The organism is Chitinophaga sp. S165 (assembly GCF_003182155.1).
Classification (GTDB): Bacteria; Bacteroidota; Bacteroidia; order Chitinophagales; family Chitinophagaceae; genus Chitinophaga.
Genome location: NZ_QGTG01000001.1, coordinates 2,083,598 through 2,110,420 on the forward strand (window position 1 = coordinate 2,083,598; position 26,823 = coordinate 2,110,420).

The window sequence follows — 26,823 nt, forward strand, 5'->3', positions numbered from 1 at the left end:
GCATTCCAGAATGAAACTAAGAACTAGTATATACTTAGCTGGTTTATTGTTTGCAAATTGTGCCGTTCCTTCTTATGGACAAGCGTTTAAAGCCGCAAACGATACCATTAAGATATCCCTGACAGAAGCCTGGCAAAGAGCAGAAGAACATAGCCGGTTAATAGAAATAAAGAAGAAGGCGGCCGGTATTGCCAATGAGGAAATAAAAGATGCGAGAATGGAGCGCTACCCGGAATTAGGTATAAAAGGCAGCGCAGAAAAAGCATCCAATATACCGGTCTATGAAGACGGTCTGTTCTCCAAACCAACACAGCATGAGGTTATCCATACATTATATAAAGCAAGTGCTGACTTCTACCTGAACCTCTACAACGGTAATAAACTCAATCTGAAAATTGAAGAAGATAAGACGCTGCATCAGATCAGTCTTATAGAGAAAGACCAGGCTGTGTCGGATATTCATTTCCGGACGGCAGCGCTATATCTGGACCTGCAGAAGTCATATATTTTCAGAGGCCTTATCATACAAGACATTGCTGATCAGGAGAAGCAGTTAAACGAGATTAAGGCATTTTATAAAAACGGTACGGTACTCAAAAGCGATGTACTGCGCGTTGAGCTTGAGTTGTCAAGGCGAAAAATGACACTGGTGACTATTGAAAATGATATCCTCATCGTCAATCAGAAACTGAACATCATTACCGGCGAACCGGATGAAAGAGTGATCATTCCGACTGATCCGGATACACACCAGGACGAACTTGCCGGCTATGAAAAATATCTGGCGGACGCTTTGCAGCACTCTTTTTCCTATCACATATCGGAGCGGCAAACTGAATTGAGCAAGATCCATCTGCGACAGGTAAAGGCAAACCTGCTGCCCAAAGCAGGCATGTACGGTGAGTTCTATTATGCCAATCCACAGATATTTCTGTATCCCTATAATCCATACTGGTATTCACTAGGTGTAACGGGCGTAAAAGTATCCTTTCCTCTGTCGGAACTGTACCACAATACTCATAAGGTCAGAGCGGCAAAACTGGAACTGGAAAAGGAAGAAGAAGCACATAAGGATACAGAAGACAAGGTACGTCAGCAGGTAAAAGAAGCATTCCTGCGTTATAAGGAAGCACTGGTGCAGATCGGAGTAGCAGAAGTAAATGTAACGCATGCACAGGAAAATGCCCGGATCATCAGGAACACTTATTTCAATCAGACATCACTGATCACTGACCTTCTTGACGCCGACGTACAGGTGCTGCAAACCCGCTTCGAGCTGGCTGCTGCGAAGATCATGGCACAAAACAAATACTACTTACTCCAGAATATTACAGGCATTCTATAAATACAATGAAAAAGAAATATACCGTTACAGACAGGTTGATCACAAAGATCACAGGATGGATCTCCGTTATTATCGTTATTGCACTTTCCATCTGGGGCATCTTTACTTTATGGGGCTATTATAATTACGAACAAACTAATGACGCGCAGGTGCAGGAGTACGTAAACCCTGTTATTTCGCGTGCGGGAGGGTTTATCGTAGCTGTAAAGTTCGAAGAAAACCAACTTGTAAAAAAGGGCGATACCCTTTTAATAATTGACAACAGGGAGTACGTTCTGCAACAAGAACAGACAGAAGCGTCCATCCGAAGGTCAGCAGCGCAGTTGGCCGTCCTGGAAAGCAATATCCATACAATGGAACAAACTGCGAAAGCAGCCCAGGCACAGATCACTGCGACGAAGGCTAGAGTATGGAAACAGCAACTCGACTATGACAGGTATCAGCAGTTGTATAAAGAAGAATCTGCTACCAAACAACAACTGGAAAATATACAGGCTACACTTGATGTCAATACGAGTGATTATCAGTCGGCGCAGGATAATTATGGTGCAGCCATTTCCCGCATAGAAGATATCAGGGCAGAAAAAGAAGTAGTGAGCGCAGAGATCACGCGGCAAAAGGCATTGCTTGACAGGCACAAACTGGATGTCACCTATACCGTTATCACGGCATCATATGACGGCAGGATGGGCAGACGTACTGTTGAAGTGGGACAAATGATCGATGCAGGTGAAACGCTTGCCTTCATTGTCAATAACGAGACAGACAAATGGGTGGTAGCGAATTACAAGGAGACGCAGGTAGCCCGCATGCATATTGGCGATTCGGTAAAAGTGACCGCTGATGCATATCCTGGTCAGGAGTTCAAGGGGACGATTATTTCATTGTCGCCTGCTACCGGTTCAGCCTTTTCCCTCCTGCCACCAGACAACTCAACAGGCAACTATGTTAAGATCGTACAGCGCGTACCGGTCCGCATCCGCATTGATGGCGACAGAAAGGATATTGACGTATTGAAGGTCGGGATGAATGTAAATGTTTCTGTACCAAAACACCAGCGTCATGGATAATTCCATTCCCATATTCAGGCCATGGGCGCCGGAGTGGCTGGTGAAGGTGATCTTATTCTCGCTGATCCTGCCGAACCTCGTTCTGTTCTTTCTTCCCCTGGCGAATGTCAATGCAGCGGCGGGTTATTACGGCAGTGAGCCGGCCGATATACAATATGCTGTAGCCCTTTTTTATGCGGGGTATGCCGGGTTTTATGGTCTGGAGCGCCGTTTCTTTAATTACCTTGCCAGCAAGGAGTATTTTATCCTGTTCACTTTCCTGCAGATCCTTACCAGCCTCATTTGTTACCTTACGCATGAGATCTATATTCTGTTTCCCGTACGGTTTATACAGGGTATGTTATTTGCCGGCACAGTAACGCTTTCTCTTTCTTTAATGTTTACCCGTTTAAGCAGTGAGCGGGCTAGGGAGGTTAGTTTCTCCGTTTTCTTTGGTGTGCTATTGTGCACGATACCATTCACAAACCTCGTAACAGCTGATCTGATCGATTCATACAATTTCAATATTGTTTATAAAGGGACCTTGTTCTCTTATCTGCCTTGTCTCATCATGTTATTGCTCAGCATGAACAATGTACGGCTCAATATCCGCTTTCCATTGTCTAAGCTGGACTGGCAGAGTTTTGTGATGTACAGTATTGTACTTTGCCTGATCGGTTACATTATGATCTATGGACAGGAATATTACTGGCTTGAAGATCAGCGGATCAGGTATAGCGTTATTGCGATTGTGGGAATTACAGTGTTGTATATGCTGCGGCAGAAAGCTATGAAGCGCCCATATGTAGATATGCGTGTTTTCCGGTTCCGCAATTTCCGGGTTGCGCTGCTGGCTCTTTTTGTAATGTACATCTGCCGGTTCCCTTTAGGGATCACCAATAGCTTCTTTGCAACTGTTTTACGGTTTGATCCTATGCATGTATCGTATATCAACGCTATCAATATTGCGGGGCTGATAACGGGTGTTATTATAGCCTGTTGCATGACACTTCAGCAGAAGTCTATACGCTATATCTGGCTGCCAGGATTCTTATTATTGCTTGTCTTTCATATCGCGATGTTCTTTCTCTTCGATATACAGGCGGATGAATACAATTATTTCCTGCCACTGTTTATACAGGGTCTCGGTGTAGGTATGATCATGGTCCCAACTATTATTTATGCAATATCTGCTGTGCCGGTTGCACTAGGGGTATCGGCATCTGCCATTTGCCTGGCGATCCGTTATCTCGGTTTCTGTGTGAGCATTGCCATCATTAATTATTTCGAGCTCTTTGAAAAGGGCAGGCACTATAGTGCCTTCCAGGACCATCTGACAAAAATTGACCCGATGGTAAGACAAACGAGGCATATCAGAGTTACAAATTTACTAGCGAAAGGATTGACGCATGCGCAGTCCATAAAGGCGTCGAACAAATTACTGGTCCGTGATATCAACGGACAGACACAACTCCGGTTTGCGATGGACTACTATGAGTTAATGTCATGGTTATTAATCGGGATCATACTCCTTATAGCGCTATTCCCTTACCTGAACAGGACTGTTGTGTATTTAAGATCGCGCAGGCTTTCTCCTGCATAATGCACACAGTACAGCCGTTACCGGAGACAGGAGAAAAATATCATTCATGGAACAGGTTAATATGTTCGTATAAAAACCAACATCATCTAAAATAATAATACCATTTGCTTTCATAATTGGTGTCAAAATTCTCTTTACTATCCAGATAAATGGCAAACTCGTTTCTGTCTATATAGCCAAATTCGTCATACTCTTTTAACAAAGCATAAAAAAGATCAGTCCACCTGCTTACGGTTTCGCTGCCCGTATAGGCTTTTACCTGTTCATCAGTGAAAAGGAAGAAACCAGGTCTGATGCCGAAAGAGGTCGCCATGATCAGCCAGAGGTTTTCGTCGTTCAGGTCTTGCTGTAATTGTTTGATCCGTTCACCCGGGACGTTATTGATCGTTTCCGCTTTTGCTATGGGTTCGAAGGCGCCGTAGATCACCCAGAGATCTTCTGTTTGATATTGTAAGCCTGCCGATTCCACTATTCTTGTAAACTCCTGTGCAATGGCCTGCTGTTTAGGAGCCTTCATGCTTCCGTTCCTTTCCAGAAATTTAGTCTCCTCAGATCTAAATTCAAAACAGATCAGCAGGCGGGGTCTATTGCCGTCATTGATGGTATCGTATAGTATGTTGATGGGTTGAACGCCATATGTAGTATTTATCCATTGAGCAAGAGGTTCGAAGTCAATGTTCATCTTCTCTTTACCCTTCTTAATGCGTTTGGTTTGCTGGTATGATCTATCCGAAGGTAATAACATAAGGACCAATATACGATAATTCCGGTAAGGCTATCGTATGCTTACAGCACTTCCAGTTCATAGATTGAATATCCTCTTTTTCCCGGCGGCTTTTCTTTCAGATCCAATTTAATAAATCTTGCAACTGACGATGATATATCCAGCGTTTCCTGCCCTCCTCTCCCATTGTTCACAGTATGTATTTTCGACCAATTTTTACCATCAATGGAAGCCAGCAGATCATAGCTTTTAGCATAAGACGCTTCCCAATTAATTACCAGCTTCTTAACAGTGTATTCCTTCTTCATATCCAGGAGTACGAATGCCTGGTTACAATTTTCACTTGACCACCTTGTGGAAAGGTCTCCATCAACGATATTGCCAACGCAGAACATAGGGTTTTCGTTTTCCGATCTGGTCCCGGACACAACATTGCCATAATAGTTAGCCATGTTGCCCTTTCCGTCTTCAACGATAGATAACAATTGTTCTTTGCTGGTGATCATTCCATTCCTGTTCCGAACGGATAACGTATATGATGCTGTGCCTTCGGTACCATTGAGTATTAAGTCGTACTGTCCCGTGGCTCCCTCTTTCAGCTTGAACAATGATTGCGGATTTCTGATGGAATGAATTGCTACGTCTTTCAGGTTTTCATCCGAGAGCATTGCTGCATTTATAAAATTCTTATAGGTGAGATCACGGTTTGAAATGTTGGGAATCTTACTGGTATAAATCAGCGGGTAATCTGTAAGCCAGCGGACGCCGTTCTTTAGTAATTCCTGGTATCCTGTATTTTCTTTGGCGCGAAGGTCATGTCCCAGGGTAAGGCTCATTACTTTGCCTTTCTTTACAGGATGCCACCACATTACCGGGTGATTCTCCGCCCTGGCGATAACATCAATTTCCGGTGTAACGGGTTGGAAATAGTATAACTCATCTTCTGTATCGAAATCATTTACAGATCTTGATACGGGATGTTCTGCAGACTTTCTGAACTGATATTTGTAACCCCAGAATTCTTCGTTGTTGGTATATACTCTGAACTTAGCAGGTTCTGTAGAAGGTCCGCCGATGAAGATGCCTCCTATCAGCTCTTCATACTTTTCCCAATTTAAAAAGCTGAGTATACCACAGTGCAATGTAAGAAGGGATTTGCCACTGGCAACAAACTGGTAGACGGCATCAAGCTCATTTACGCCCGGAGTAAGGAAAAGGGAGTTGCTGATTAAGAGGTCGTATTTATTTAAATGCTGGCTGTTCAGATCTTTGAGATCTGTGGTTGTGTCTATATCTACTATTCCCTGAAGGAGCTGAGCCACCTTATCGTTATGAAAATCATGTGTCCAGGGGGGATAGTTTTCTTTCAAGGCGGGTATATTACCATTGCCGGTTAAGATCAGCGCTTTGGGTAAACGCTGTGCATACGTGCTTATCGAGATTATCCAGCACGTCACAATGAAAAAGAGCTTCTTTATCATGATTGCCTGAGTTTTTCTTAAGCGAAAGATGCAATCAAGGTACATTACCTCTTCTTCAAAATCAACTATACTTTCGGATAAATTGTCTAGATGCCATTTAATAATGAAACGGGCATCTTCCGACAGTTTGTGGACCAGGGTTAAGTGATCAGACAAGCCGCTCGAGCACACCTTTTCGTTTAACGATGTTCTTATAATCCCATTGGATTTTTACGGACTTGCCTAGCCAACGTTTCAACAGGTCAGTATCTATCTGCTCTAAATCAGTATAACGTGCCTCAGCGGCTTTGAAGCTACCTTCGGGTAGCAGCTCAGGTTCATCAAAGGACTGACCACTCCAGAATAGTAGCCGGATACAGCCTTTCAGTTTACTGTAACCTACGATAGGGTTACCGTTGATAAACCATACCGGGTGCCGGTGCCAGATCTTACTTTCTGCTCCGGGCAGATGTTTATCAATTTCCTGACGCAGCTTCTGGCAGATCGCTTTGTCTTCGGCTGACATGGAATCATTGTATTCCTGTATTGTCTGGTCCATGTGGGATGGTTTTCTTATGAGGTATTAAGGTACGGCAAAAAAATGCGTTCCGGGCAGGCGAATATAAGCCCTGTACCTGAAGGAGCTATACTGTATACATAGCGTATGACCGGAGGTGGGGTGGACTTGATCAGGTGTTGCAATGGGGACAAGTGAGCGCAATAAAATCCGGTTGCGGGGAGTGTTGAGATGGGAACCGGCAATAGAGGGGGTACTTCAGCGGTTTGCTGCAGTTACAGTAGGGATCTGATATTTAATGAAATGAGGGTTAAAGTTCAATGGACATCTTAAGCATCAAAATATAGTAAAACGGCAGCAATATTTATTCACGCTGGATCAGGGGCTGATACATACCCGTATAAGCGAGATTTAAGGCGATTTCCGGCCTTAATATGCTTTTCCTGGGGTTAGTGACTTTTTTAAGAGACTTAGGTCTTTGAGGCTCTTTTACGGCAATAATGTCTGCCGCTACGTATTGTCGGTTACAGGAAGGATCATTCTTTTGCATTCCTCTCAACTGCAGGGCGACCAGCAGCGTTCCTTTACCTTCTACATTCAGGGGAATGTTTGTTCCGGCGAAAGGCTCATGGGCATTATCTATCATCATTACGACGGTCTCCATGTCAATGACCCGACGTGTTGTGAAGTCAATGCGAACAGCGATCACTTTTACTTCCAGCGCGGTGATCGCTTTGTGTTGAGCGAGGGCTTGCGGGGGAATGTGTAATGTATCATCCTTAAAAAGCTTTGGTGCAGCAGTGAAGAAACGATCAATTCCCGTGTGCTGATTGAACCGGAAACCTGCTATTGCAGCACTATTACCTGCTGCCGCAATGAGTACTTTGTTGAGCCGGTTGATATGACCGTTATCACATCGGATGTCAAGATCGTCGTAGAAGGCGTTACGGATAAGGGCGCCTTTTTTGCTGGCCATGCCAAAGCGATGGGCAGCGCGACGGGTAGATGCCGTTTGCCGTACCATGTCGGGCATACTGCGCAGGAAGAACTTACCATTGCGCTGGTAGCCGATAAGATTACCGAGTTTACCGGTAAATGGAATAACTGAATTTTGAAGTGCCATTTATGCTAAATTTTGTGCTAAACAAATTTAGCACAATCACTAGTAAACCAGCTGAATTTCAGTCGGTTGTTATCCACAACCGGCGACTCTCAATGTGGAAAAACGGGGTAACCTGCGGATCGTCTGGAATTGGAGGCTTTCTATTTTATGTATATATTGAGACAATTTATAATACTATATGAAACCTGAAATATTTAAAGACTTTGACCTTTCTAACTTCTGGGACAAGCGCGAGTATGCATTGCAGGAATATGTCAGCCGGGCTCCTTCTGACAAACTTATAGCTTCTGTTGAGCAGGAACTGGGCTTCAAATTGCCGGCATCCTACATTGAGTTGATGAAATTGAATAACGGCGGCATTCCTCACAATACCTGCTTCCCCATCAGCGAACCCACGTCCTGGGCAGACGACCATATTGCCATTTCAGGTATCATGGGCATCGGGAGGGATAAGGCACACTCGTTGTGCGGTGATTTCGGCAGTCAATTTATGATCGAAGACTGGGGATACCCTGACACAGGCGTTTATATCTGCGATTGCCCATCGGCAGGACATGACATGGTCATGCTGGACTATTCAAAGTGCGGTAAAGATGGAGAGCCGGAAGTCGTGCACGTTGATCAGGAATCAGACTATAAGAAGACATTTCTGGCTAAAGACTTTGAGACCTTCGTCAGAGGCCTTGTAAATGAGAGCGTTTATGACACTTCTGACGAGGAGCTCGCAGAAGCGCTTCAAAGTTTTAAGACAGGTAGGTTCTCAGATATACTGCAGCAGTATTTTGAAAAAGAAAAAGCTATCAATTTTGATAAGATCTTAAGGAACCTTTTTACCGAGCTCACAAAAGAAAAAGGATATTTTGCGCTGCATGGCGACCCGCTCTCATACCTTGCTTATGATATTCAGTTTTATCTGTTGTCCCGCAATGAGAAAATAGATTCAAAAGACGCTTTTGTGGAAGGCTATGTACCAATGGTTGCCCTGGGGAACAATGAAATATCAACAGGGGGTTATGCTGATTTCTTCGAGGACTGGTTTGACATTAAAGTAGAGAGTAAACAAATAACAAAGGGCTCTTCCGGCGGATTTGAATTTAGCGAAAGCTATAAAAAGAAATTGCTTGAAGAGATCAGCAGATACGAATAATTTACGGACTTTAAATTCTCATTTCCCTAGACCTAAATACTTATGAACCTGAAAGGAACTATTATCAAAGCACTTATCTGCGTTGTACTCACCTGGGCCGGATGGCAATTAACCGACATGGGGCTTACTTCTCCTTCAAAAAAGGACAAGGCCATGTATGAGCAATTATGCAAAAACGGGGTAAAGACAAAAGGCCGGATATCGGATGATTATGAGCATTCCACATTAAAGCTTATACGCGGCAGCAAAGGTACTGACATGAATACGTTTAAGTACGTTTATACCGTAAATGGCAACGACTATCACGATCAGTTTACAGTTAACACCATGCCTAAAGGAAAAGAAATTGACGTATGGTATGACCCTGATAACCCTACTGTACATTTTACTCATAACCCCTGTGCGCAGCTGGAATATTATAAAGGTAAAGATCATCCGCTCTGGTATGCGTTTATAGGTGTGCCTATGCTTCTGACAGGCGGAGGGACATTGTACAGTATGTTTAAAAATGGCTTACGGGCGCTGTTCTCACCCAAAAGCAGAAGATAGGATTGATGATAGATAAATATCTTAATTTCCTTGTGGACTATCTAGTGATCAGATGTGCCAACTTATCAGGTACGTAAACCAGAAAAATATCTAGCTTTGCAGGGTGAAATTGCAATATAATGAAAAACAATTCTCCTGATTGGTATCTCCCACTTAAGGGTAAATACCCGATCGTATCGGATACGGAGTGGGCATTGCTGGACAAACTCACAAAAGTTAAAGTCATTAAAAAGGGTGAGAGTTTCTTGCGTTATGGCAAGGTAGCCCGCTATGCGGCATTTGTCATATCAGGACAGTTTGCATTTACGATCATTGATGATGATGGAAATGAGAAGATCATCAGATTCAGTTTCTCTGATGATTTTCTGGCGAATTGTGAGAGCTATTACAAGATGGCCCCTTCCGCTATTAGTATCACCGCACTGGAAGATTCTGTCATCAGGAGGATTAATATAAAACAGTTGCAGCCGTTGTATGACCTGCACATGAGTTTATCTGCCGTGAACTTACAGATATATCAGGAAGTGGCGGAACAAACATTTGAGCATCAGTATATTTTATCTTTAAAAAGCCCGGTAAAACGTTACCAGTTTCTATTAAAGCACAGACCTACTATCATAAAGAAAATCTCTCTCACTAACATTGCAAAGTATCTGTACGTAAGCCGTGAGGCTATTAGCAGGGCAAGATTGCTTCTCCTTAACAAAGGTCAGAACTTTTGTGATTGAAATCACACACGGGCTCTTTTCAGCTTTTTAGCTTTGTAGAAAAAAAATGAAACAGAGCCTGGTATTGTTACACGGCCTTTTTGGCGGACTAAGTAATTGGGATGGGGTAATTGACCATTTTGGTAATGAGTACAATATTCACGTGCCGCCGTTGCCTATCTACGATGAACATGATCAGGGTATTTTAGACTACCTGGTAGCTTCGCTTCATCATTATATAGTTTCTAATAACCTGACTGATGTTATACTGGTTGGCAATTCACTGGGTGGCCATGTCGCTGTTCTATATGCACACCGATATGCAGCAAATGTGAGGGCTATGATCCTTACAGGCAGTTCTGGTCTGTATGAAAACAATACACTGGGCAGCTTTCCCAGGCGGCACAGTCGCCCGTACATCCAGGAGCGCGTCGAGTATACTTTTTATGAGGCGAAGACGGCAACGAGTCAGCTTGTTGATGAAGTATTCGCTATTGTGTGTGACAACCGGAAGTGTTTTCGGATCGTTAAAACCGCTAAGACAGCTCAAAGAGAATATGTAACAAAAGAGCTGCCTGAACTGACTATGCCAGTGCATTTGATCTGGGGTACTGATGACAGGATCACTCCGCCAAGCGTTGCCGAAGAGTTTAAGCAGATGTTGCCCAATGCTACGCTGGTGTATTTGTCTGAATGCGGCCATGCACCAATGATGGAGAAGCCCCTGGAATTTAATACGCTGATGGAAGAGTTCCTCAACAGGCTTTAGTGATTTCATCACAAGCTAAATGTACAGATAGATACCGGTGTTCCCGGCATCTATCTGTACATTTGCCATATACGTTACTGTTTATTGCAGCTGAAACTCTCTCTAAGTGTTTTCAATTTTGTCCATGTCGGACTGGTAAAAGGTTGTGGAGAAAGCTGATGTAAGACAATGGTATTAATCATCCCGGGACATTTTATAACATGTACTATGCAATTTAGTATCATAGGCTTCTTAGCCATATAATCAAGCATACTAATGGTACCTGAATAGGTGGCTTCGTCGCCGCTCTGAGGTTTACCAAGCTTCTTTATCCGGGTGTCAGTTTTAGTAACCATGCCCGCAGGAATGTTCCGTCTTTCGATGTTGCGGCCAATCAATCCATCATAATAAGCATTTAAATTCTTATCGATGATCTCAGCACTGAGCTTTTGCGGTCCTTCTATATACCATAAGAAAGCGTACGACCAGTAATTCTGATGACCAGATTCTCCCCAGCCTTGCGCAAAACGGATATCCTCTATCCCTTTATAAGGAATAGCAGGCGCGAAGTCGATCGGCATCGGAAAACGCTCGATCCCCCACTCTTCGATAGGTAAATAATATGGCGCTTTCCATGTTTCCGGATTAAATCCGGTTTGTTCCTGGCCTAACGAACGCAGCGCCCAGCAACACAACAGTAGCATTAAAGTTTTTTTCATAGCATTGAGTTTACCCCGGGGCTTCCCAGGTGCTAATCTCCCTCAATGACTGTGCCTTTTCCGAAGGCTCGTTGTAGCTGCGAATATAGGCCGTATTGGGCCAGTAAAACTGTTCGGGAGTGAACAGTCTTTGTCCGTATCTGCACGGAAATACCCTATGGCTGAAAGGGCTTGCCCATTTCAGTTCAGTTTGATTGTTTAATGTCCTTATGATTTATCCATTAGTTTAATCCATTGCTTAATTATAGCTTGAAGGCCTTTACTTTTTGCTTCTACTTCGGCCATACTTTTGAATTTAGCATAGGCTTTACCCTTCGGCGCTGATTCAAGCACTTCACCTACAGTCAGCCCTTCCGCGTGATGGAATACCAGCACAGCCGCGTCTTTAACGCGTGGACTGAAAGTGGCGATATCTCCCTTGTAATAAAAGCTAGGGCCGCCCCATTTGACATCTTCTGTAATTTCAGGGTGTACCTGCATAATCATATTACGCAGCATGCCCATCTCCTTTTTTAACGGATGATCCAGTTTTGCCAGGAAGTCATCCACTTTTTTTGCGCTCATTTGTTTCTATTTAGCGTTCGCGATGTCCGGATAAGCAGAACTTAACCGGCGTTGACAATGCTAAATTCGTAAACGCATGCTGGAAAAAAATTTACAAATGTTGAGAAACGGAAAATTATTTGCCGCTGATGATACGGCTCAACTGAGTAGGCGTAATTCCAAGATAGGAAGCAATATGGTATTTTTTCAGACGGGGTATAATGTGCTCATGTGACAGCAAAAATTGTTGGTAACGTGTAGCGGCTGTATCTGAGCGAAAAGCGATTTCCAGTGGTTCTTTTTCAACCACCCAATGCTTTTCCAGATAATTGATGTAAAACAACGCGATATCCTGGTGTGTATCGACTAGTTTCCTAAATGCGCTGAAATCATATTCCAACACTGTGGTGTGCTCAATAGCAGTGATTGCGAAATTACTTGCGGTCCCGGTCATAGTCGCACTGACCGATGCCGCCAGGCGATTTTCCGGGAAAAAGTATTTAATGATCATCTCGCCTTCAGGCGGGAGAAACGACTGATATGCCAGTCCGCTGCAGATAAAAGCGAATTTGCGCGGCACCTGGCCTTCTGTCACCAGCAGCTCGCCCTTGCGGTACATTTTCTCCTTTAGCAAGCCAGCCCATGCTTGTTCCGATTCAGTTGTGATCGGATAATATCTGCGGACATGCTGGAAAAACTGTGCGTGGCTCATTGTGGCTTGATTTAGGGATTAAGTTAGTAATTATCAATAGCCGGGGCAACTGGGATATTTTTAATAGTAAGGGACATCCCGCAACTGATTATGTATGAGCTGCGGGATGTCGTTTACTATTTGGATGTAGTTTATTTTTTTATTTTATAATCGTGGCCCCAGTTTTTGAGAGAATAATTCCAATTGGTCTCCGAAACATCTCCTTCAGGCCGTTGGGCTTTATGACGTTTAATATATCCGTTTACTTTCTGCATATGCTTATAATCTGCCTCTGTAAGATCTGCCTTGTTCTTGTGAAGGATCCGGACAATCTTTTCACCAGATTTGTGGCCTATCGATTCGCCATCACCACTGTCCCAACCTACAGATTTCGATTCTTCCGTTCTCAACCATTTTTCAATTACCGATGGGGACATATTAACGAGTTCTTTGAACTCCTGGTATATTTCCTGGTATTCATTCTGTTCCATAGTCTTTTAAGGAACATGTAACAAATACAATACCTTAGTGATTATAGATGAGCTATCAGCATCAGATCATGCAAGAATTAACCAAATTGATTAGGCCGGTGCGATGTCGGTTGAAGCCCGGATCCCAAATGAATCCGGGCTTCGTAAACATAATGTTAGGGTCTGGTGATGTATAAGTTTTTCCGGCTTGAGCTGAAATTATTACTTCCACTGTTCGTAAAACTTGAATACCAGCCGTTATAGCTTTCGCCCCATCCCCAGTTAATATAGAAGTAGAGGTACATGTTTCCTGGCTGATAGTATTGGATACCGTCAGTCTGGTACGTATAAGAACTGGTTTGCCATTCAATACGGAATGCTTTAGCTTCTTCAATCTGTCGATACCCCTCAGTCACCCATGCATGACATTCTGCACCATCACATCCACGTAAATAAACGGGTCTCCCGGTGTTAATTGCACTTTGAACATCAGAAAGGGCATGGTCTTTAACAACGACATTGTAACCATAATCTTCCAAGGCGTCTTCCACATCCTGGTAATTCGCGCCTGATCCTGTTGGTGTATAGTCCATATGGAACGCCTGGCCTAATGTATACATAAACTGAGATATGTCAGGATACACGAAGAGATTACTGTTAGTCATGTTGTTCCAGTTGAACTGAACAGGGTACCGGTAATAATTCATAATCTGGCCTGCGGCGATAGCGGTACAACCTGCATAACCATTAGGAACAGCCGCGCCGAAGACGCCTTGCTGATACCAGTGCGTACCCATAAGCGGACCTCGCTGGGTGGTGACGTTTTTGTTCAAAATTTCCACTATAGTATACTGCTCTGGTGAGCTATGGCTTTGAGCAATTGATTTAAAATGAGACAATCTTTCCGGCGGAAGATAGCTTGCGGCTGCTGACAGCGGTATCACTGATGATGACCAATCGCTTGCTTCGAGCAACTGGGCCATTCTTTGATTCATCGCCGTCATACGCGGGTCTGTAGACGTTATGCCATAGGACAACGCCGTGGTGGTCCTCGCCTCTGCAGGTGCATTTTTATCCAGAAGAAGCGCCCATTTCAGATTGTTCGATCTCGACGTTGAATCGCTGACAAGCTTCCGCTCTTTTACGTAAGTTAAACTTTCATCTACCCAGCCCTCCAATCCAACACTAAAACCGATCTTGTTAATGTCGAATTCACCTGAATCGGAAAAGGCTAGCACCGGATTGGCATTCTTATTATCGCTTAATATCGTAAACCCAACCGGAGAATAGTTAACGACAAATACTGTCGAAAGGCCATCTTTCGACTTGTGAGCAACAACGTTTTTGACATTCTTTTGAGCGCCTGCTCTCCTTACCGGGCCACGGGAGCTTGATGATAAATTGCCGACTGCTGGATTTTGGGCTTGTCGTGCATTGATGAAATTTAAACCCGCTTCTTTGATCTCTTCAATTGAAATATTCGATTGGGATTTGGCTGCCATCTCAGACATTTCGTGTCCTGGCAATTCCGAGAGCGTTGCTTCGTCTTTCTTACAGGAAACAACAAGGATGCTCAAGAGCAAAGGGAAAACTAATTTTTTCATTATACTTTTATCTTAGGTTGAATAAAACTGGGACAAATGCTACACTGGTATTAAATATTAGTTCAGGTTTTTTAAAAAGTTAGCAAACTATTTAGGTCAACGTTAGCTTACATAGGAAACCTGTTGTGATGTATATGCTTTCTGAAGAACAATAAACGAAAAAATGCTATAAATTCAAAGGATTGAAGGATTTCATTTTTGCCCAGGCATGGGAGAGCTGGATAGGATTAGTGTGTATGCTGTTGGGATTGTGTTGCATCATCCGTTATCCTATCACTTATTTAAGACACTTTTGCTTTTCAAAAGCATTCGTTAAAATGGTTACAATAAGGTTTCGTCTTTCAAGGTTGCTGGAATCAAACAATGCTGCGCTACTACTCTACCTGGATTACAGCCATTTCAAAGGCAGTATAAAATTGGGTTAATTTAACCCGGGCTTGATCTGCCGTTTGCGCCTGATATTCAATATCAGTTAAATAGGGTGCCAGATATTCCTTTCTTATATCTATAATAGGCTCAAAATTCAGTCCTAGACAGCTTAAGTCATGACGCACCTTTTCTTGCGTTTGAAAATCAAGGTTTCTGTTAGGGACAAAAATATGATCAGGTAATTTATATTCAAGATATATGTTTGGATCAAAGGTGGTTACATCTGGTTTTAATATACCATTAGGGCGGTTATCCCTTTTATTCTTTACGTTTACATCCGCATCTATGAGAAAGAAATTATCCCAGTCCCATCCTTTATTATTCTTCAATGTTGCATCATAGTGATCTAATTGACCAGAAAAATCGAACTGTTTAAAAGCGCCATCTAACCATTTGTCCGGAGCACACTTACGATAGTCCTGCATCTTTCTTTCAGAATATGCACATAGTCCAGCCTGCAACCATATAAGGCTAGCGACTATATCGTAATAATATTTAAAGTTCGAAGAATTGTATTTAGGATGAGTTTTTCCATTCGCAGCTAAATCATCCAACCATTTTTTGTACTTGGTAGCTAACAATCCAGACTTATCAATTTTGCGCATGATTGAGTCATTCAGTTTTCCAGGCTAGTTTTTTAGCCAGCGATTTATAACGAAGAAGTATGTCCTTTGCTTTTTTGGTCTGCAGTTTACCTTCCTGTTTCAGTTGGTCTAACTGGTTTTTTAACATCGTTAATTCGACTAACGCCTCCATTCGTAAGTCTGTACTTGTATCCTTCAGATCAAAAACCTTTTTAAGAATGAGGTCATAGTCCAGATATCGCGGATCTACAAAGTAATTATCCACGTGATTTTCACCTTCATAATATTTATCGCGGTAAACATTCCACTTCTTATCAAATTTCAGTTCAACTATTTCCCAGGGCTCAAAAGATGATGCAATAATAGGAGAATGAGTTGCAAAGAAAAACTGTGAATCTGTCGTCAAACTTAAGTAGTAGTCAATGATAATCCTTTGGATATCCGGATAAAGAGACCTTTCAGGCTCATCGTAAAAAATCAAGCATTTATCAGGCTTTAACAAATACAATGGAAGTGCAGATAGCATGACTTGCTTAGTTCCCGTACTAAGCAACCCGTTGGGCACTTCATTTCCATTTAAATCTTCAATCTTCACAAACCCTATATCATCTTTTCCTTGAAAATCCAACTTTGTCTTGACTCTTAATCCAAAGTGTATAAGTAAAGGATTCAGGCATCTTTCAGCAATATCCAGGACTGGATTAAAGCTTTTCTTTCGCCAATTATCCAGTTTCTTAACTGCTTTTTGAATCGATTCGACGTCTTTGAAATTTTCAGCCACTTTTGAAATCTCCTGCCGCAACTTAATTTCTTCTTCCTGATATTTTTGAATATCTTTTAAAATAATCTGCCAGGCATTAACAGCCTTTACAGACGAAAAGTCTATAGTCAATCTATCTTCCAGATTCATAGTTGTGTAGGAATCTACTTCAAGACTATAATCCAATTCTGCAGGAAAATAAATAGAATGGTTGTTCTTACTTTCTTTGAACTTTTGCCAAATCTCTACACCCTTTTCAAATTCGACGTTCAGGCCACTGATTGACTGGTTCCTCCACATATTAGTGACTTCTGTATCAGAATCCTTCTTAAGTTCAAGGTGTTTGGTTACCGATAACTCACCTAATTCAAACTGCAGGTCTATTTCTTTAATTAAATCAAGAGAAGCAACTGATGAATATCTATTAGAATTATAAGAGAGAATAGACAGCAATTTCAATAAAGTTGTTTTTCCTGTCCCACTCTGACCAATGATACACACTTTATCTAATGGCTTCCCCGCTTTCTCATGACCTGCCGGATAAGTAAGGTCCAAATGAAAATTCTTAAAGTGAAAAAGATTGGGGATGTTAATGCTTCTTACTTTCATTTAAGGCTATCTTTAAACTCAGGAGATAAGTTTACTTAAACTAAGATACTTTTTATTTATATAAGGTTTGTCAAAAGCTGATTATTTATAAAAGGCAAATTAATCTAAGCTTCCTGAAAAGAAAAAGCCTCACATTTCTGTGAAGCTTTTCTTCTTGTGATCCCGCTGGGACTCGAACCCAGGACCCATACATTAAAAGTGTATTGCTCTACCAACTGAGCTACGGAATCATTCCCTTTTTTTGTGATTGGGAGTGCAAAGATAGGAATTATATATTCCCTTCCAAATATTTCTCTAAAAAATTTTTACCCCTTGCTAAACTTCACCTTAAACTTCACTGCCGGGTCATTATCTTCTTTCAGATCGAACACATGCAGCAGATAATATTTCCCTTGCACCCAATCCTGCACAGCATTGTCATAGAACGGACTACCAGGGTTACCGCTTTGTCCGCCGGGATAGATGCCGTACGCTTCCGTCTTACTGCTCAGCTGTACCACCATTTTCCAGGAAGGCCCATGCAGTTGTTTGGTCGCGTTGACGATATGACGCCCACCGCCGGTACGCAGATTCATGGCGCTGAATGGAATAATTGACCGTGTCAGGTGACGGATATTCGTACCACGGAAACGCCCAAACTCCAGTTTATGCTGACCATCCAATACTTTAGCGCTATCAGCAGCATAAGTAAAGGCAGCTAACAATGTACCGGAAAGCGTCTCTTTCTCCGGTGTATTTTTGTTGTCAATGAATTTCATGGAAGAATCACGAATGAGCCAGAGTAAGGTAGTCTTCTCCCACGGTTGCTGCATCGGTGTTTTCTCACGTACTATATCATCGTCCCAAATTTCGGACTGTAATTTATCCCAGAAGATGTTGAAGATAGTAGCGGCTTTGCTATCGGGGCTACTTTGCAGATCCCATTTGTCGAGCATTTCCCAGTAGGATTTCTGATCTGCGGATAACATGGATACCGGCAAATGTTTTCTGACCATTGGCAGAGCAGCCCGTGCAAAAGGATTCAGGAAATCATTCTGCAGGTCCATCATTTGCTGTATGGTGATCTGGCTGTCTGCCGCCAGTACTTCATTGATACGTTTACCGCGGAAGAGGTCAAAATCAGCCACATAACGGTATGGATAGGTGCTGTCAGTGGGATGCTGGTTGGCGGAGCTGACAAACCCGCGCGCCGGATTGAATATATGCGGATTCTCTTCCTGCGGCACATATCCCTGCCAAGCAAAAGTGCTGTCGCTTCCCGGCATGATCCATTTTCCCTGGTCTTTCCAGCGCAAGGGGAACTGCCCGTTATGCCAAAGCGCAATTTCGCCCGTTTTAGCCGCGAATGCGAAGTTCTGAGCAGGACAGGTGTAATATTTTATAGCAGCTAAATAATCCTGGTAATTATGAGCTTTATTGAGATCCAGGAATGTCCTGATCTCTGCGGACGGGTCCAGTGCTTTCCAGCGCATAGCGAGGAACTGGTGGCCGGTCGCTTCATCGGGGAATACATTATCATACACCACAGGTCCCCATACGGTATAAGCCACTGTATCGTAGTAAGGCTTCTCCCCTTTTACATTGATCTTTTCAATGCGTAGCTCTGCATCCCGGTAAGTGCCGTTAAAAAGATACTGTTGTTTGCCATTACGGAACTGCATCATGTAGAAGTCTTTCACATCCTCTGCAGCATTTGTTACTCCCCATGCAATATGATCGTTGAAACCGATGATTACACCAGGGGCACCAGGTAAGGTCGCGCCGTAAACATTCATCTCAGGTGTATGAATCTGTGCTTCGTACCAGAGAGATGGCAGGCTCAGACCAAGGTGAGGGTCGTTACAAAGGATCGGAGCACCTGAACGCGTTTTAGAACCGGCAACAGCCCAGTTGTTACTACCGTTATCAGGATCTGGTTTATCCTCTTTGAAATGCAACATAACCCCTGCTGCTTTGAGCACGCTATCTGCAGGTGACGTCACTTTTACGCTGGCTGCAGGGTATTGTGTACCACGGGGAATGATAGGATCAATACTATCCCCGAAGTCAGGATACAATTTATCGAAGTCTTCTTTACTAAAGATCTGACGGGCATTGTTATAAACAAGATCATTTGCACCACCCGCAAGATCTGCCGCCATCATTTTCAGCAGCAATGCTGAATTCAACGGCGTCCACTTCTCAGGTTTATAATTCAGCAGTTTATATTCCAGCGGCAGTGTTGCGTCGGTAAGCGTGCTGATATAAGCATTGATACCATCAGAATAAGCATTGATAGCCGGGCCAGCTACCGGATCATCTTCCATCGCCTTCAACGCCTGCTCTGCGCCGTATAACATGCCCAAACGCCGCTGCTGCCTGTCATAATTGATCATCTTACTACCCAGGATCTCCGACAAACGGCCGGCTGCCGCAAATGACTGCAGCTCCATCTGCCAGAGACGGTCGCGGGCATGCATATATCCCTGTACGTAATAAGCATCCAGATTATTTTCTGCAAAGATGTGAGGCACCATTCTATCGTCCAGCCATACTTCCACCTTTCCCTTTAAACCAGGCACCTGCAGCTCTTCATTGTAGTCTTTGCTGATAGAAGTGGCGTTCTGCCAAAAACCTTCCTGCGGACTTAACAACCGTCCCAGAGGCGGTAAAGAGCCCCAGGAACGATCAAGACATGTTATCAATGCAATGGTTATCACCGCCGTAACGGTAAAGGGAAGAAATCTCATATGTGTTAGCTTGTCTGCTAATATACACAAAATATACTGGCCATAATATCGCTAATGGACTAACGCTATAACCAGCCTGTCCACTTCTTCCATAGTATTGAAACTATGCAATACGATCCGTAAACGTTCCTTCCCTTTCGGAACTGTAGGATGGAGAATAGGCCGCACGTCCAGCCCCGCTTCCTGTAAGCTTGCCGCTAGCGTACGCGTGGCTTCGTTTCCTGGCGAGAGGACGATCTGAATGGGCGTTTCACTATATAATGTACTGAGCCCTGCTACTCCTTTCCTGAAATGAGTAATTAACGAAGTCAGGTGCTCACGGGCGGCATGCATATAAGGGAACAGCTCATAACTGGCCACAATTGCGGCTATGGCTGTCGGTGGCAGTGAAGTGGTATAAATAAATGATCTCGAAAAATTAATAAGGAAATCTCGCAGATGAGGACTGCCCAACACAACCGCTCCATGACAACCTAACGCTTTACCAAATGTATGCACACGTGCAAAACAGGCATTCTGCAATTGAAGGTGCTGCACAAGCCCCTCTCCTTTTGCTCCTACTACGCCGGTGGCGTGTGCTTCATCCACGATCAGGTGCGCCCCGTATTGCTCACAGATAGCTGCTATTTCTTTCAACGGCGCCATATCTCCATCCATAGAATAGACAGATTCAACAGCCACAAATGTATTGCCCGTAGCATGCTGCAGTTTCTTCTGCAGATCTGCTACATCATTATGTAAAAAAGAAAATGCCTGCGCCTTTGACAAACGGATACCATCCCTGATAGAGGCATGAATCAGCTGATCGTAAATGATGGTATCTCCCTTCTGGGGTACAGAAGAAAACAGTCCAAGATTAGCGTCATAACCGGAATTGTAGATCAGGCCAGCGCCACTCTGATGAAAGGTAGCCAGCATGATCTCTGCTTCTTCGATCCAGGCATAGTTTCCAGCCAGCAGGCGCGATCCTGTACTGCCATGCATATACGGTCTTGCCTGTAATAATGTATGGACTCCTTCCTGCATCGCTGCACTATGTGCCAGGCCCAGGTAGTCATTGGAACAGAAATCCACTGCACCGGGAGCCGGAAGCCGCAACTGCCGGAAAGCATGTTGCTCCTGGCGCTGCGCTAATTGCTGTAAAAGAAAAGCTTCTTTCATCTCCCAAAGCTAAGTAACTTTGCCCTATGAGTAAAGTGTCCATTTTAGGTCTGCACCTTCCTACTGATCCCCGCTGGGTAAACCTGGCCGCTATTTCCCTGGAAGAAGTTCTGACAGATCATGCCTTCTGCGAACAAAAAGCCGCCACATCCTGCATCTCCCTGATACAGCGCTATCCCGAAAAGGACAGGCTGGTACAGGAATTAGCGCCTATTGTAACAGAAGAATGGGGACACTTCCGCCAGGTATTGGCCGAGATGCGCAAACGCGGTTATACACTGGGAAGACAGCGGAAAGACGTGTATGTTAATGCCCTGATGACACATCAGCAGAAAGGTGGCGACCCGCAATCAGTACTGCTGGACAGACTGCTCATCTTTGCTCTGATCGAAGCCCGCAGTTGCGAGCGTTTCCGCTTGCTGAGCGAGGGATTGGAAGATGATTATCTGCGGGAATTCTACCGTAAGTTCATGATATCTGAAGCAGGCCACTATCGCCTCTTTATAGATCTCGCCAATGAGTACGTACCGGAAGACAAAGTAAGGACCCGCTGGCAGGAATGGCTGAATATAGAAGCTGAGATCATCAATAACCTGGAGGTCAGAGGTGACAGGATGCACTAGAAATTGAAGCCGATGTTCACATACATCCGCAAACGGCCATCCTGATCGCAATACATCACGGAGGCTTCTATTGGTCCGAGGAAGGAGGAATAACCTCCTGTCAATCCGTACCCACTCATGTACTTATACTTAGCGGAAACATCTCCCAGGAAATCGTATAAAGCTACACCTGCACGGGGAATGGCATAGGTGTTCCGCATGAACTCATATTGATAGGATAACTGGATGGTAGCTGCACTTGATGTCGTGATCTCAGCCTCCCTGATACCCACTATCGGCAGCTGATTGCGGATGACGTTATTCAGCCCTCCCAATAAGAATGCATTCACAGGGCCCTGGCGGTGACTGAAGTTGGCTGCGCCTCCCAACTGTACCTGCAAAGTACCGTTGTAATTGAAAGGGATATTGTACTTCATCTGCATCAGCGTACGCTGATAATTATTGAAATTGTAATTATAATCTTCCGGCAATACCTCAACCCCGTCTTTATAGAGACGGTATCCCTCCTGCTGACGATATACCCAGCCAGATTCCAGCTGGAAATCTACACCACGACGCGGATAAACCTTCCTGTCGAGGGAGTTAATACCGACATACACATAACTGTTCATCTGATTGCCATTTCCTCTCAGCACTTCAACAGATTCGTACCGGGGATTGATATTCAGAAACTCATAGCGTGAACCAATACCCACTGCCATCATGCTGTTCAGTGTGTACTGGAAACGGATATCACCACTCAGATATTTCAGGTGATATTCCATCTGCCGTTTATAGTCTTTATATAAGGTTAGCGCATTGTCCTCGAAATAGCCACCAAGCCCAAACCCAAAGTTCCTTTTCGGACCCAGGTATTTAAAGAACTCTGCCAATACCCGCGGATTTTCTCCTATTGCCACACTCACAAATGCACGGGAGTTCGGTACAACGAAGTTGCGCTGTGTAATGTTCATGATAGCACTGGCATTGGTAAAGCTGTTATATTGCAAGGCGAATTTCACGTAGGTCAGCGGGTTCTCTTCTACTGAAATATCCATCACACTTTTACCATCTCCTTTTGGTTCCAGCTGATAGGTGATCATCTTGTAAAAACGGGTACCAAATACGTTCAGCACCGCTTCCTTGATATCAGTAGGTGTGTAACATCCTCCTTTCAGTAATCCTAATCTTCCGAGGAAAAAGCTTTCGTCAGAATGTACCAGGCCCGTTACTTTTATATCCGTCAGTTCTATGTCGGGCGTGAAGGGTAAGCGGTTCTTGCGGAAAGGTGTTTCCGGCGGATAAAGCGCGTTTAATGAATCTGCCATCTGTTTGAATACAGGGTACAATTCAGCGCCTTTTTTCTTGCCGATATCCAGCAGAGAATCCACACTGCCAAAGCTGGCAGCGCTATAATTATCCAGGTGATGCTGAATGTAGATGTCCGTTAGCTTTTTTGCCTGCTTAAAATCATCTGCATCTTTATAGAAACCAAGTTGGTAGATAATATCCAGTGGCGTGACCAGCTGTTCCGCTTTCCTTAATCCACCACTCACATTGGAACCGATAACAAGGTCAGCACCCATCTCTTTTGCTGTAATAACAGGGAAGTTGCGCACTACACCACCATCCACCAGCTTCTTATCGCCGATCTTTACGGCTGTGAACACAGAAGGGATTGCCATGCTGGCGCGGATAGCAGTAACAATATCGCCCGTATCGAGGGTTACGACCTCGCCGGTGGTAACATCGGTAGCAATACATTTAAAAGGAATGTCGAATTGGGAAAAATCTTTCACCCCATTCACCGGCCAGCATAACCGCGCCAGTTCTAACCACAACTGCTCACCGGCTATTACGCCGGATGCCAGTTTGGGTTTCCCGTATTCAAATGGGATCTCTATCAGGTATTTATTGTATTCCCTTTTTTCTTCGAAGGAGATGTCGGTAAGTACAGGCTGATTAGAGAACAGGTTATCCCAGTCCATCTGGCGGGCCATCTTTTCTATCGTATCGCCGGAATACCCCATGGCATAGAGTGATCCGATAATACTGCCCATACTCGTACCCGTAATATAGTCCACTTTCAGGCCGGCACTGTCCAGCGCCTGCAGAATGCCAATATGCGCCAGCCCTTTGGCGCCACCGCCACTCAGGGTCAGACCTATCTTAGGCCTCTTCCCTCCCTCCTGCGCAAAAACCAATGCAGGTAAAAGGAGTAGGGTGAAAAAATAAACTAAAGCCGGGCGTTTACGCATATAAAGTCTTGAGTAGAGCAATCCTGAAGTCCCCAATAAAGTTAATAGAAATACTTATAATATCAGACGGCTTATCGCCCTCTTACCACTATAGAAAAAGTAAGTAGTATAACATTTACAACAATTTCCCTATATTATACATCCGTATCAACCAAGTAACCACGTATGAATAACAGCAAAATTTCTCAATCCATCTGGCAGGTAATACTGGCCTCTTCCGCAGGAACGCTAATAGAATGGTATGATTTCTACATTTTTGGGAGTCTTTCAGCCATTATCTCCCAGAAGTTCTTTCCGCCCAGCAATCCTGATCTGGCCTACATTGCCACACTTGCCACCTTTGCTGTGGGATTTATTGTAAGACCTTTCGGCGCTATCGTATTCGGCAGACTGGGAGACATTGTAGGTCGTAAGTACACCTTTCTGCTTACCCTGATGATCATGGGTGGCTCTACTTTTGCCATTGGCCTCATACCCGGTTATGAAAGTATCGGTATCCTTGCACCTATTATCGTATTGGTGTTGAGGTTATTGCAGGGCCTTGCCCTGGGAGGTGAATATGGCGGCGCCGCTACCTATGTCGCCGAACATTCTCCCCATCATCAGCGCGGGTATTACACCAGTTTTATTCAGACGACGGCCACCTTGGGACTTTTTGTTTCCCTTGCGGTCATCCTGATCACCCGTGCCAGTCTGACCACTGAAGACTTTAACAGCTGGGGATGGCGTATTCCTTTCTGGCTGTCCATTGTGCTGGTGGTCATGTCATATTATATCCGTATCCGTCTGCACGAATCGCCTCTTTTTCTTCAACTGAAATCGGAGGGAAAAACTTCACGGAATCCTATTAAAGAAAGTTTCGGTAAAAAGGAGAACCTCCGGCTGGTATTGCTGGCGCTCTTCGGCGCTGCCATGGGACAAGGCGTGATCTGGTACACCGGTCAGTTCTATGCCCTCTCCTTCCTGCAAAAAACGATGCAGGTTGAATTCGTACAATCCAATATTATCATAGCAGTGGCCCTTTTACTGGGTACTCCTTTCTTTATATATTTCGGAAAGCTGTCTGATAAAATAGGGCGTAAAAAGATCATGATGACAGGCATGCTGGTCGCTGCGCTGGCTTATTATCCTATTTATGCCGGCATGGACCGCGTGGCAGACATCAGCCTGAAAACAGAGGATACATCTCAGTACAGTATCCAGAATTCCATCTCCCGGAATGATAAAATGCAAAACATTGAGAAGTCAGTGAAGACTAGAGTTTTTACTGACGGGGCAAAGGCCAGGGAAACCGTTACAGTAACGGACGGAAAAACTGAAACAGTAAAAGAGCTTATTGTCAGCAATGCTCAACTATGGTGGCTGATACTATTGGTATTTGTACAGGTGATCTTCGTAACCATGGTATACGGTCCGATTGCGGCTTTCCTGGTAGAGCTCTTCCCTACCCGCATCAGGTATACTTCCATGTCCTTACCTTATCATATCGGGAATGGGGTTTTCGGGGGATTGTTGCCAACTGTATCGACCTTACTCGTAACGCAAACCCACAATCATCTTGCGGGCTTGTTATACCCGATCATCGTTGCGCTGATCTGTTTTGTGATCGGCGTAGTGGGCATTAAGGGGAATATGATCAATCAGGATTAATCAAACATTTATCAATACAAATAACAATGCCGCGACGATCATCGCGGCATTGTTATTTTATCGTCCTTCAAAATAGGCCAGATCATCTTCCAGATGCAGGAAAGGATGCTGCTCCATTAACTGCTTCGTTTTCTTTGCGTAGGTTTGCAGGAATTGCTGATGCTGATTACTTAACGGATTGAAAGGCCTGTGTTGCCTGGCCCGGTTGATCTCTGCTACCAGCGGCAGCAAACGACGTCCGTCCTCACTTACACAGCTGGCGGTAAAATGGTCCCAGACATAATTAACTGCCAATTCATTGGGATGTACCAGATCTTCCTTATAAAAGCGATAATCACGCAGATCATCTATTACCAGTTCGTAAGCCGGAAAATAGAATAGCCGGTCAAATTTATTCACCAGGTGATGCACGGTCTGGATCAGAACAGCCTTACTGAGATTATTCTCCACTACGCCGTCCCTGGCATAACGCACAGGGCTTATTGTAAACATGATCTTTACTTTCCTGTTCCTGAAGAAAAGGCGGTGCATGAGGTTATCCAATGCAGAAATAGCATCTGGCGGAGAGAGTAATTTCTTATGGAAACGGGAAGCCGGCACTTTGTGACAGTTGCCAACCACCTGGTTGCCTTCGGCAAGTGAATACATATAGGCAGAGCCCAATGTAATGATCAGCCAATCTGCCTCTTCCAGCCGTTTAGCAGCCAGTTCCTGCTGTGTATTGATGCCTGCCAGTACCTGTTCAGGTTCCATACCGGAGAAACGGCTGTGATGGTCCCAGCTATGCCACAGATCACCATGAGAAAAGAGATCGTCTGCGGTATATTGTTTTCCATCCAGGTAGGTATGCAGCGCCTGGGTGATACTGATCGGGTTATATAAAATGCCATGCGGATTTACCAGGGCATCAAAATGATATTGTTGTAAACGTTCCCCTATTTCCTCCGCAAAACAGGAACCTGTCATCAATATCTTATCGTCATATTGGACAGGTGTTGCAAGCGGTGGAACGGGAAAAGTCAGGCGAAAGTTTGTCATGTTG

The 26,823-nt window shown here is 44.1% G+C and carries 24 protein-coding genes and 1 tRNA gene; 9 read left to right on the forward strand and 16 right to left on the reverse strand.

Annotation, left to right across the window (positions count from 1 at the left end; genetic code table 11):
- The first annotated feature begins 10 nt into the window (after window positions 1-10).
- The 3 genes from C7475_RS07545 to C7475_RS07555 are packed head-to-tail and all read left to right on the forward strand — an operon-like array spanning window position 11 to window position 3,997.
- Window positions 11-1,345 carry a TolC family protein gene (locus tag C7475_RS07545; protein WP_110052683.1) on the forward strand — a complete coding sequence of 445 codons (1,335 nt, stop codon included), beginning with the start codon at window positions 11-13 and terminating at the stop codon, window positions 1,343-1,345.
- 5 nt (window positions 1,346-1,350) lie between these two features.
- Window positions 1,351-2,415 carry an HlyD family secretion protein gene (locus C7475_RS07550; RefSeq protein WP_110052684.1) on the forward strand — a complete coding sequence of 355 codons (1,065 nt, stop codon included), beginning with the start codon at window positions 1,351-1,353 and terminating at the stop codon, window positions 2,413-2,415.
- On the forward strand, window positions 2,408-3,997 hold the full coding sequence (locus C7475_RS07555) for a beta-carotene 15,15'-monooxygenase (protein ID WP_110052685.1): 1,590 nt from the start codon (window positions 2,408-2,410) through the stop codon (window positions 3,995-3,997). Before C7475_RS07550 ends, C7475_RS07555 begins: the two co-directional genes overlap by 8 nt.
- 82 nt (window positions 3,998-4,079) lie before the next feature.
- Here the strand turns inward: C7475_RS07555 and C7475_RS07560 are convergent, their stop codons facing one another.
- From C7475_RS07560 to C7475_RS07575, 4 genes are all read right to left on the reverse strand, one after another.
- Entirely contained in the window at window positions 4,080-4,742 is a 663-nt protein-coding gene (locus C7475_RS07560; protein ID WP_110052686.1) for a hypothetical protein, read from the reverse strand.
- A 41-nt stretch (window positions 4,743-4,783) separates the two neighbouring features.
- Window positions 4,784-6,202, reverse strand: coding sequence for a ThuA domain-containing protein (locus tag C7475_RS07565; RefSeq protein ID WP_158286443.1), 1,419 nt, complete (start codon window positions 6,200-6,202; stop codon window positions 4,784-4,786).
- Between the two features lie 148 nt (window positions 6,203-6,350).
- Window positions 6,351-6,740: a DUF1801 domain-containing protein gene (locus C7475_RS07570; RefSeq protein ID WP_110052688.1), complete on the reverse strand. Its 390-nt coding sequence runs from the start codon at window positions 6,738-6,740 to the stop codon at window positions 6,351-6,353.
- A 322-nt stretch (window positions 6,741-7,062) separates the two neighbouring features.
- Window positions 7,063-7,821, reverse strand: a complete 759-nt coding sequence (locus C7475_RS07575) for a hypothetical protein (protein WP_110052689.1) — start codon at window positions 7,819-7,821, stop codon at window positions 7,063-7,065.
- Window positions 7,822-7,999: 178 nt separating this feature from the next.
- On the opposite strand from C7475_RS07575, the gene C7475_RS07580 reads away from it, so the two are divergent.
- The 4 genes from C7475_RS07580 (at window position 8,000) to C7475_RS07595 (ending at window position 10,993) form a co-directional block, all read left to right on the forward strand.
- Complete coding sequence (locus C7475_RS07580) at window positions 8,000-8,968, forward strand: SMI1/KNR4 family protein (protein ID WP_110052690.1); 969 nt, start codon at window positions 8,000-8,002, stop codon at window positions 8,966-8,968.
- Window positions 8,969-9,010: 42 nt separating this feature from the next.
- Window positions 9,011-9,517 (forward strand): hypothetical protein, encoded by a 507-nt coding sequence (locus C7475_RS07585; RefSeq protein WP_110052691.1) that lies wholly within the window; start codon window positions 9,011-9,013, stop codon window positions 9,515-9,517.
- 119 nt (window positions 9,518-9,636) lie between these two features.
- On the forward strand, window positions 9,637-10,245 hold the full coding sequence (locus C7475_RS07590) for a Crp/Fnr family transcriptional regulator (protein WP_110052692.1): 609 nt from the start codon (window positions 9,637-9,639) through the stop codon (window positions 10,243-10,245).
- A 46-nt stretch (window positions 10,246-10,291) separates the two neighbouring features.
- Window positions 10,292-10,993: an alpha/beta fold hydrolase gene (locus C7475_RS07595; protein ID WP_110052693.1), complete on the forward strand. Its 702-nt coding sequence runs from the start codon at window positions 10,292-10,294 to the stop codon at window positions 10,991-10,993.
- A gap of 74 nt (window positions 10,994-11,067) precedes the next feature.
- Here the strand turns inward: C7475_RS07595 and C7475_RS07600 are convergent, their stop codons facing one another.
- The 10 genes from C7475_RS07600 to C7475_RS07645 form a co-directional block, all read right to left on the reverse strand.
- Complete coding sequence (locus C7475_RS07600; protein ID WP_110052694.1) at window positions 11,068-11,691, reverse strand: hypothetical protein; 624 nt, start codon at window positions 11,689-11,691, stop codon at window positions 11,068-11,070.
- A gap of 207 nt (window positions 11,692-11,898) precedes the next feature.
- Window positions 11,899-12,255, reverse strand: a complete 357-nt coding sequence (locus C7475_RS07605; RefSeq protein ID WP_110052695.1) for a DUF1801 domain-containing protein — start codon at window positions 12,253-12,255, stop codon at window positions 11,899-11,901.
- 115 nt (window positions 12,256-12,370) lie between these two features.
- A complete protein-coding gene (locus C7475_RS07610; RefSeq protein WP_110052696.1) occupies window positions 12,371-12,946 on the reverse strand; it encodes a Crp/Fnr family transcriptional regulator in 576 nt (191 codons plus the stop codon).
- A gap of 131 nt (window positions 12,947-13,077) precedes the next feature.
- Window positions 13,078-13,416, reverse strand: coding sequence for a DUF3140 domain-containing protein (locus tag C7475_RS07615; protein ID WP_110052697.1), 339 nt, complete (start codon window positions 13,414-13,416; stop codon window positions 13,078-13,080).
- A 155-nt stretch (window positions 13,417-13,571) separates the two neighbouring features.
- Entirely contained in the window at window positions 13,572-14,999 is a 1,428-nt protein-coding gene (locus C7475_RS07620; protein WP_110052698.1) for a C10 family peptidase, read from the reverse strand.
- A gap of 374 nt (window positions 15,000-15,373) precedes the next feature.
- Window positions 15,374-16,033 (reverse strand): hypothetical protein, encoded by a 660-nt coding sequence (locus tag C7475_RS07625; RefSeq protein ID WP_110052699.1) that lies wholly within the window; start codon window positions 16,031-16,033, stop codon window positions 15,374-15,376.
- Window positions 16,034-16,040: 7 nt separating this feature from the next.
- A complete protein-coding gene (locus C7475_RS07630) occupies window positions 16,041-17,381 on the reverse strand; it encodes an AAA family ATPase (protein WP_110052700.1) in 1,341 nt (446 codons plus the stop codon).
- A gap of 157 nt (window positions 17,382-17,538) precedes the next feature.
- Window positions 17,539-17,611 (reverse strand) — tRNA-Lys (locus C7475_RS07635).
- Window positions 17,612-17,686: 75 nt separating this feature from the next.
- Window positions 17,687-20,110, reverse strand: a complete 2,424-nt coding sequence (locus C7475_RS07640; RefSeq protein ID WP_110052701.1) for a penicillin acylase family protein — start codon at window positions 20,108-20,110, stop codon at window positions 17,687-17,689.
- A gap of 51 nt (window positions 20,111-20,161) precedes the next feature.
- Window positions 20,162-21,271, reverse strand: a complete 1,110-nt coding sequence (locus tag C7475_RS07645) for an 8-amino-7-oxononanoate synthase (RefSeq protein WP_110052702.1) — start codon at window positions 21,269-21,271, stop codon at window positions 20,162-20,164.
- Between the two features lie 26 nt (window positions 21,272-21,297).
- On the opposite strand from C7475_RS07645, the gene C7475_RS07650 reads away from it, so the two are divergent.
- Window positions 21,298-21,894 (forward strand): tRNA-(ms[2]io[6]A)-hydroxylase, encoded by a 597-nt coding sequence (locus C7475_RS07650; RefSeq protein WP_110052703.1) that lies wholly within the window; start codon window positions 21,298-21,300, stop codon window positions 21,892-21,894.
- Here C7475_RS07650 and C7475_RS07655 read toward each other — a convergent pair.
- The gene (locus C7475_RS07655) at window positions 21,891-24,131 is read right to left on the reverse strand and encodes a patatin-like phospholipase family protein (RefSeq protein ID WP_110052704.1); all 2,241 of its coding nucleotides are present in this window, start codon (window positions 24,129-24,131) and stop codon (window positions 21,891-21,893) included. The two genes, C7475_RS07650 and C7475_RS07655, sit on opposite strands and share 4 nt — an antisense overlap.
- Before the next feature lie 165 nt (window positions 24,132-24,296).
- Here C7475_RS07655 and C7475_RS07660 point away from each other — a divergent pair, with 165 nt between their 5' ends.
- On the forward strand, window positions 24,297-25,781 hold the full coding sequence (locus C7475_RS07660; RefSeq protein ID WP_110052705.1) for an MFS transporter: 1,485 nt from the start codon (window positions 24,297-24,299) through the stop codon (window positions 25,779-25,781).
- A gap of 57 nt (window positions 25,782-25,838) precedes the next feature.
- On the opposite strand, the gene C7475_RS07665 is transcribed toward C7475_RS07660, so the two are convergent.
- A complete protein-coding gene (locus C7475_RS07665; RefSeq protein WP_110052706.1) occupies window positions 25,839-26,819 on the reverse strand; it encodes a GSCFA domain-containing protein in 981 nt (326 codons plus the stop codon).
- Between the last annotated feature and the right edge of the window lie 4 nt (window positions 26,820-26,823).

Bases quoted from the DNA above. Each gene is read 5' to 3' on its own strand.
- C7475_RS07545 (WP_110052683.1), top strand. From the start codon at position 11: ATGAAACTAAGAACTAGTATATACTTAGCTGGTTTATTGTTTGCAAAT.
- C7475_RS07550 (WP_110052684.1), top strand. From the start codon at position 1,351: ATGAAAAAGAAATATACCGTTACAGACAGGTTGATCACAAAGATCACA.
- C7475_RS07555 (WP_110052685.1), top strand. From the start codon at position 2,408: ATGGATAATTCCATTCCCATATTCAGGCCATGGGCGCCGGAGTGGCTG.
- C7475_RS07560 (WP_110052686.1), bottom strand. From the start codon at position 4,742: ATGTTATTACCTTCGGATAGATCATACCAGCAAACCAAACGCATTAAG.
- C7475_RS07565 (WP_158286443.1), bottom strand. From the start codon at position 6,202: ATGATAAAGAAGCTCTTTTTCATTGTGACGTGCTGGATAATCTCGATA.
- C7475_RS07570 (WP_110052688.1), bottom strand. From the start codon at position 6,740: ATGGACCAGACAATACAGGAATACAATGATTCCATGTCAGCCGAAGAC.
- C7475_RS07575 (WP_110052689.1), bottom strand. From the start codon at position 7,821: ATGGCACTTCAAAATTCAGTTATTCCATTTACCGGTAAACTCGGTAAT.
- C7475_RS07580 (WP_110052690.1), top strand. From the start codon at position 8,000: ATGAAACCTGAAATATTTAAAGACTTTGACCTTTCTAACTTCTGGGAC.
- C7475_RS07585 (WP_110052691.1), top strand. From the start codon at position 9,011: ATGAACCTGAAAGGAACTATTATCAAAGCACTTATCTGCGTTGTACTC.
- C7475_RS07590 (WP_110052692.1), top strand. From the start codon at position 9,637: ATGAAAAACAATTCTCCTGATTGGTATCTCCCACTTAAGGGTAAATAC.
- C7475_RS07595 (WP_110052693.1), top strand. From the start codon at position 10,292: ATGAAACAGAGCCTGGTATTGTTACACGGCCTTTTTGGCGGACTAAGT.
- C7475_RS07600 (WP_110052694.1), bottom strand. From the start codon at position 11,691: ATGAAAAAAACTTTAATGCTACTGTTGTGTTGCTGGGCGCTGCGTTCG.
- C7475_RS07605 (WP_110052695.1), bottom strand. From the start codon at position 12,255: ATGAGCGCAAAAAAAGTGGATGACTTCCTGGCAAAACTGGATCATCCG.
- C7475_RS07610 (WP_110052696.1), bottom strand. From the start codon at position 12,946: ATGAGCCACGCACAGTTTTTCCAGCATGTCCGCAGATATTATCCGATC.
- C7475_RS07615 (WP_110052697.1), bottom strand. From the start codon at position 13,416: ATGGAACAGAATGAATACCAGGAAATATACCAGGAGTTCAAAGAACTC.
- C7475_RS07620 (WP_110052698.1), bottom strand. From the start codon at position 14,999: ATGAAAAAATTAGTTTTCCCTTTGCTCTTGAGCATCCTTGTTGTTTCC.
- C7475_RS07625 (WP_110052699.1), bottom strand. From the start codon at position 16,033: ATGCGCAAAATTGATAAGTCTGGATTGTTAGCTACCAAGTACAAAAAA.
- C7475_RS07630 (WP_110052700.1), bottom strand. From the start codon at position 17,381: ATGAAAGTAAGAAGCATTAACATCCCCAATCTTTTTCACTTTAAGAAT.
- C7475_RS07640 (WP_110052701.1), bottom strand. From the start codon at position 20,110: ATGAGATTTCTTCCCTTTACCGTTACGGCGGTGATAACCATTGCATTG.
- C7475_RS07645 (WP_110052702.1), bottom strand. From the start codon at position 21,271: ATGAAAGAAGCTTTTCTTTTACAGCAATTAGCGCAGCGCCAGGAGCAA.
- C7475_RS07650 (WP_110052703.1), top strand. From the start codon at position 21,298: ATGAGTAAAGTGTCCATTTTAGGTCTGCACCTTCCTACTGATCCCCGC.
- C7475_RS07655 (WP_110052704.1), bottom strand. From the start codon at position 24,131: ATGCGTAAACGCCCGGCTTTAGTTTATTTTTTCACCCTACTCCTTTTA.
- C7475_RS07660 (WP_110052705.1), top strand. From the start codon at position 24,297: ATGAATAACAGCAAAATTTCTCAATCCATCTGGCAGGTAATACTGGCC.
- C7475_RS07665 (WP_110052706.1), bottom strand. From the start codon at position 26,819: ATGACAAACTTTCGCCTGACTTTTCCCGTTCCACCGCTTGCAACACCT.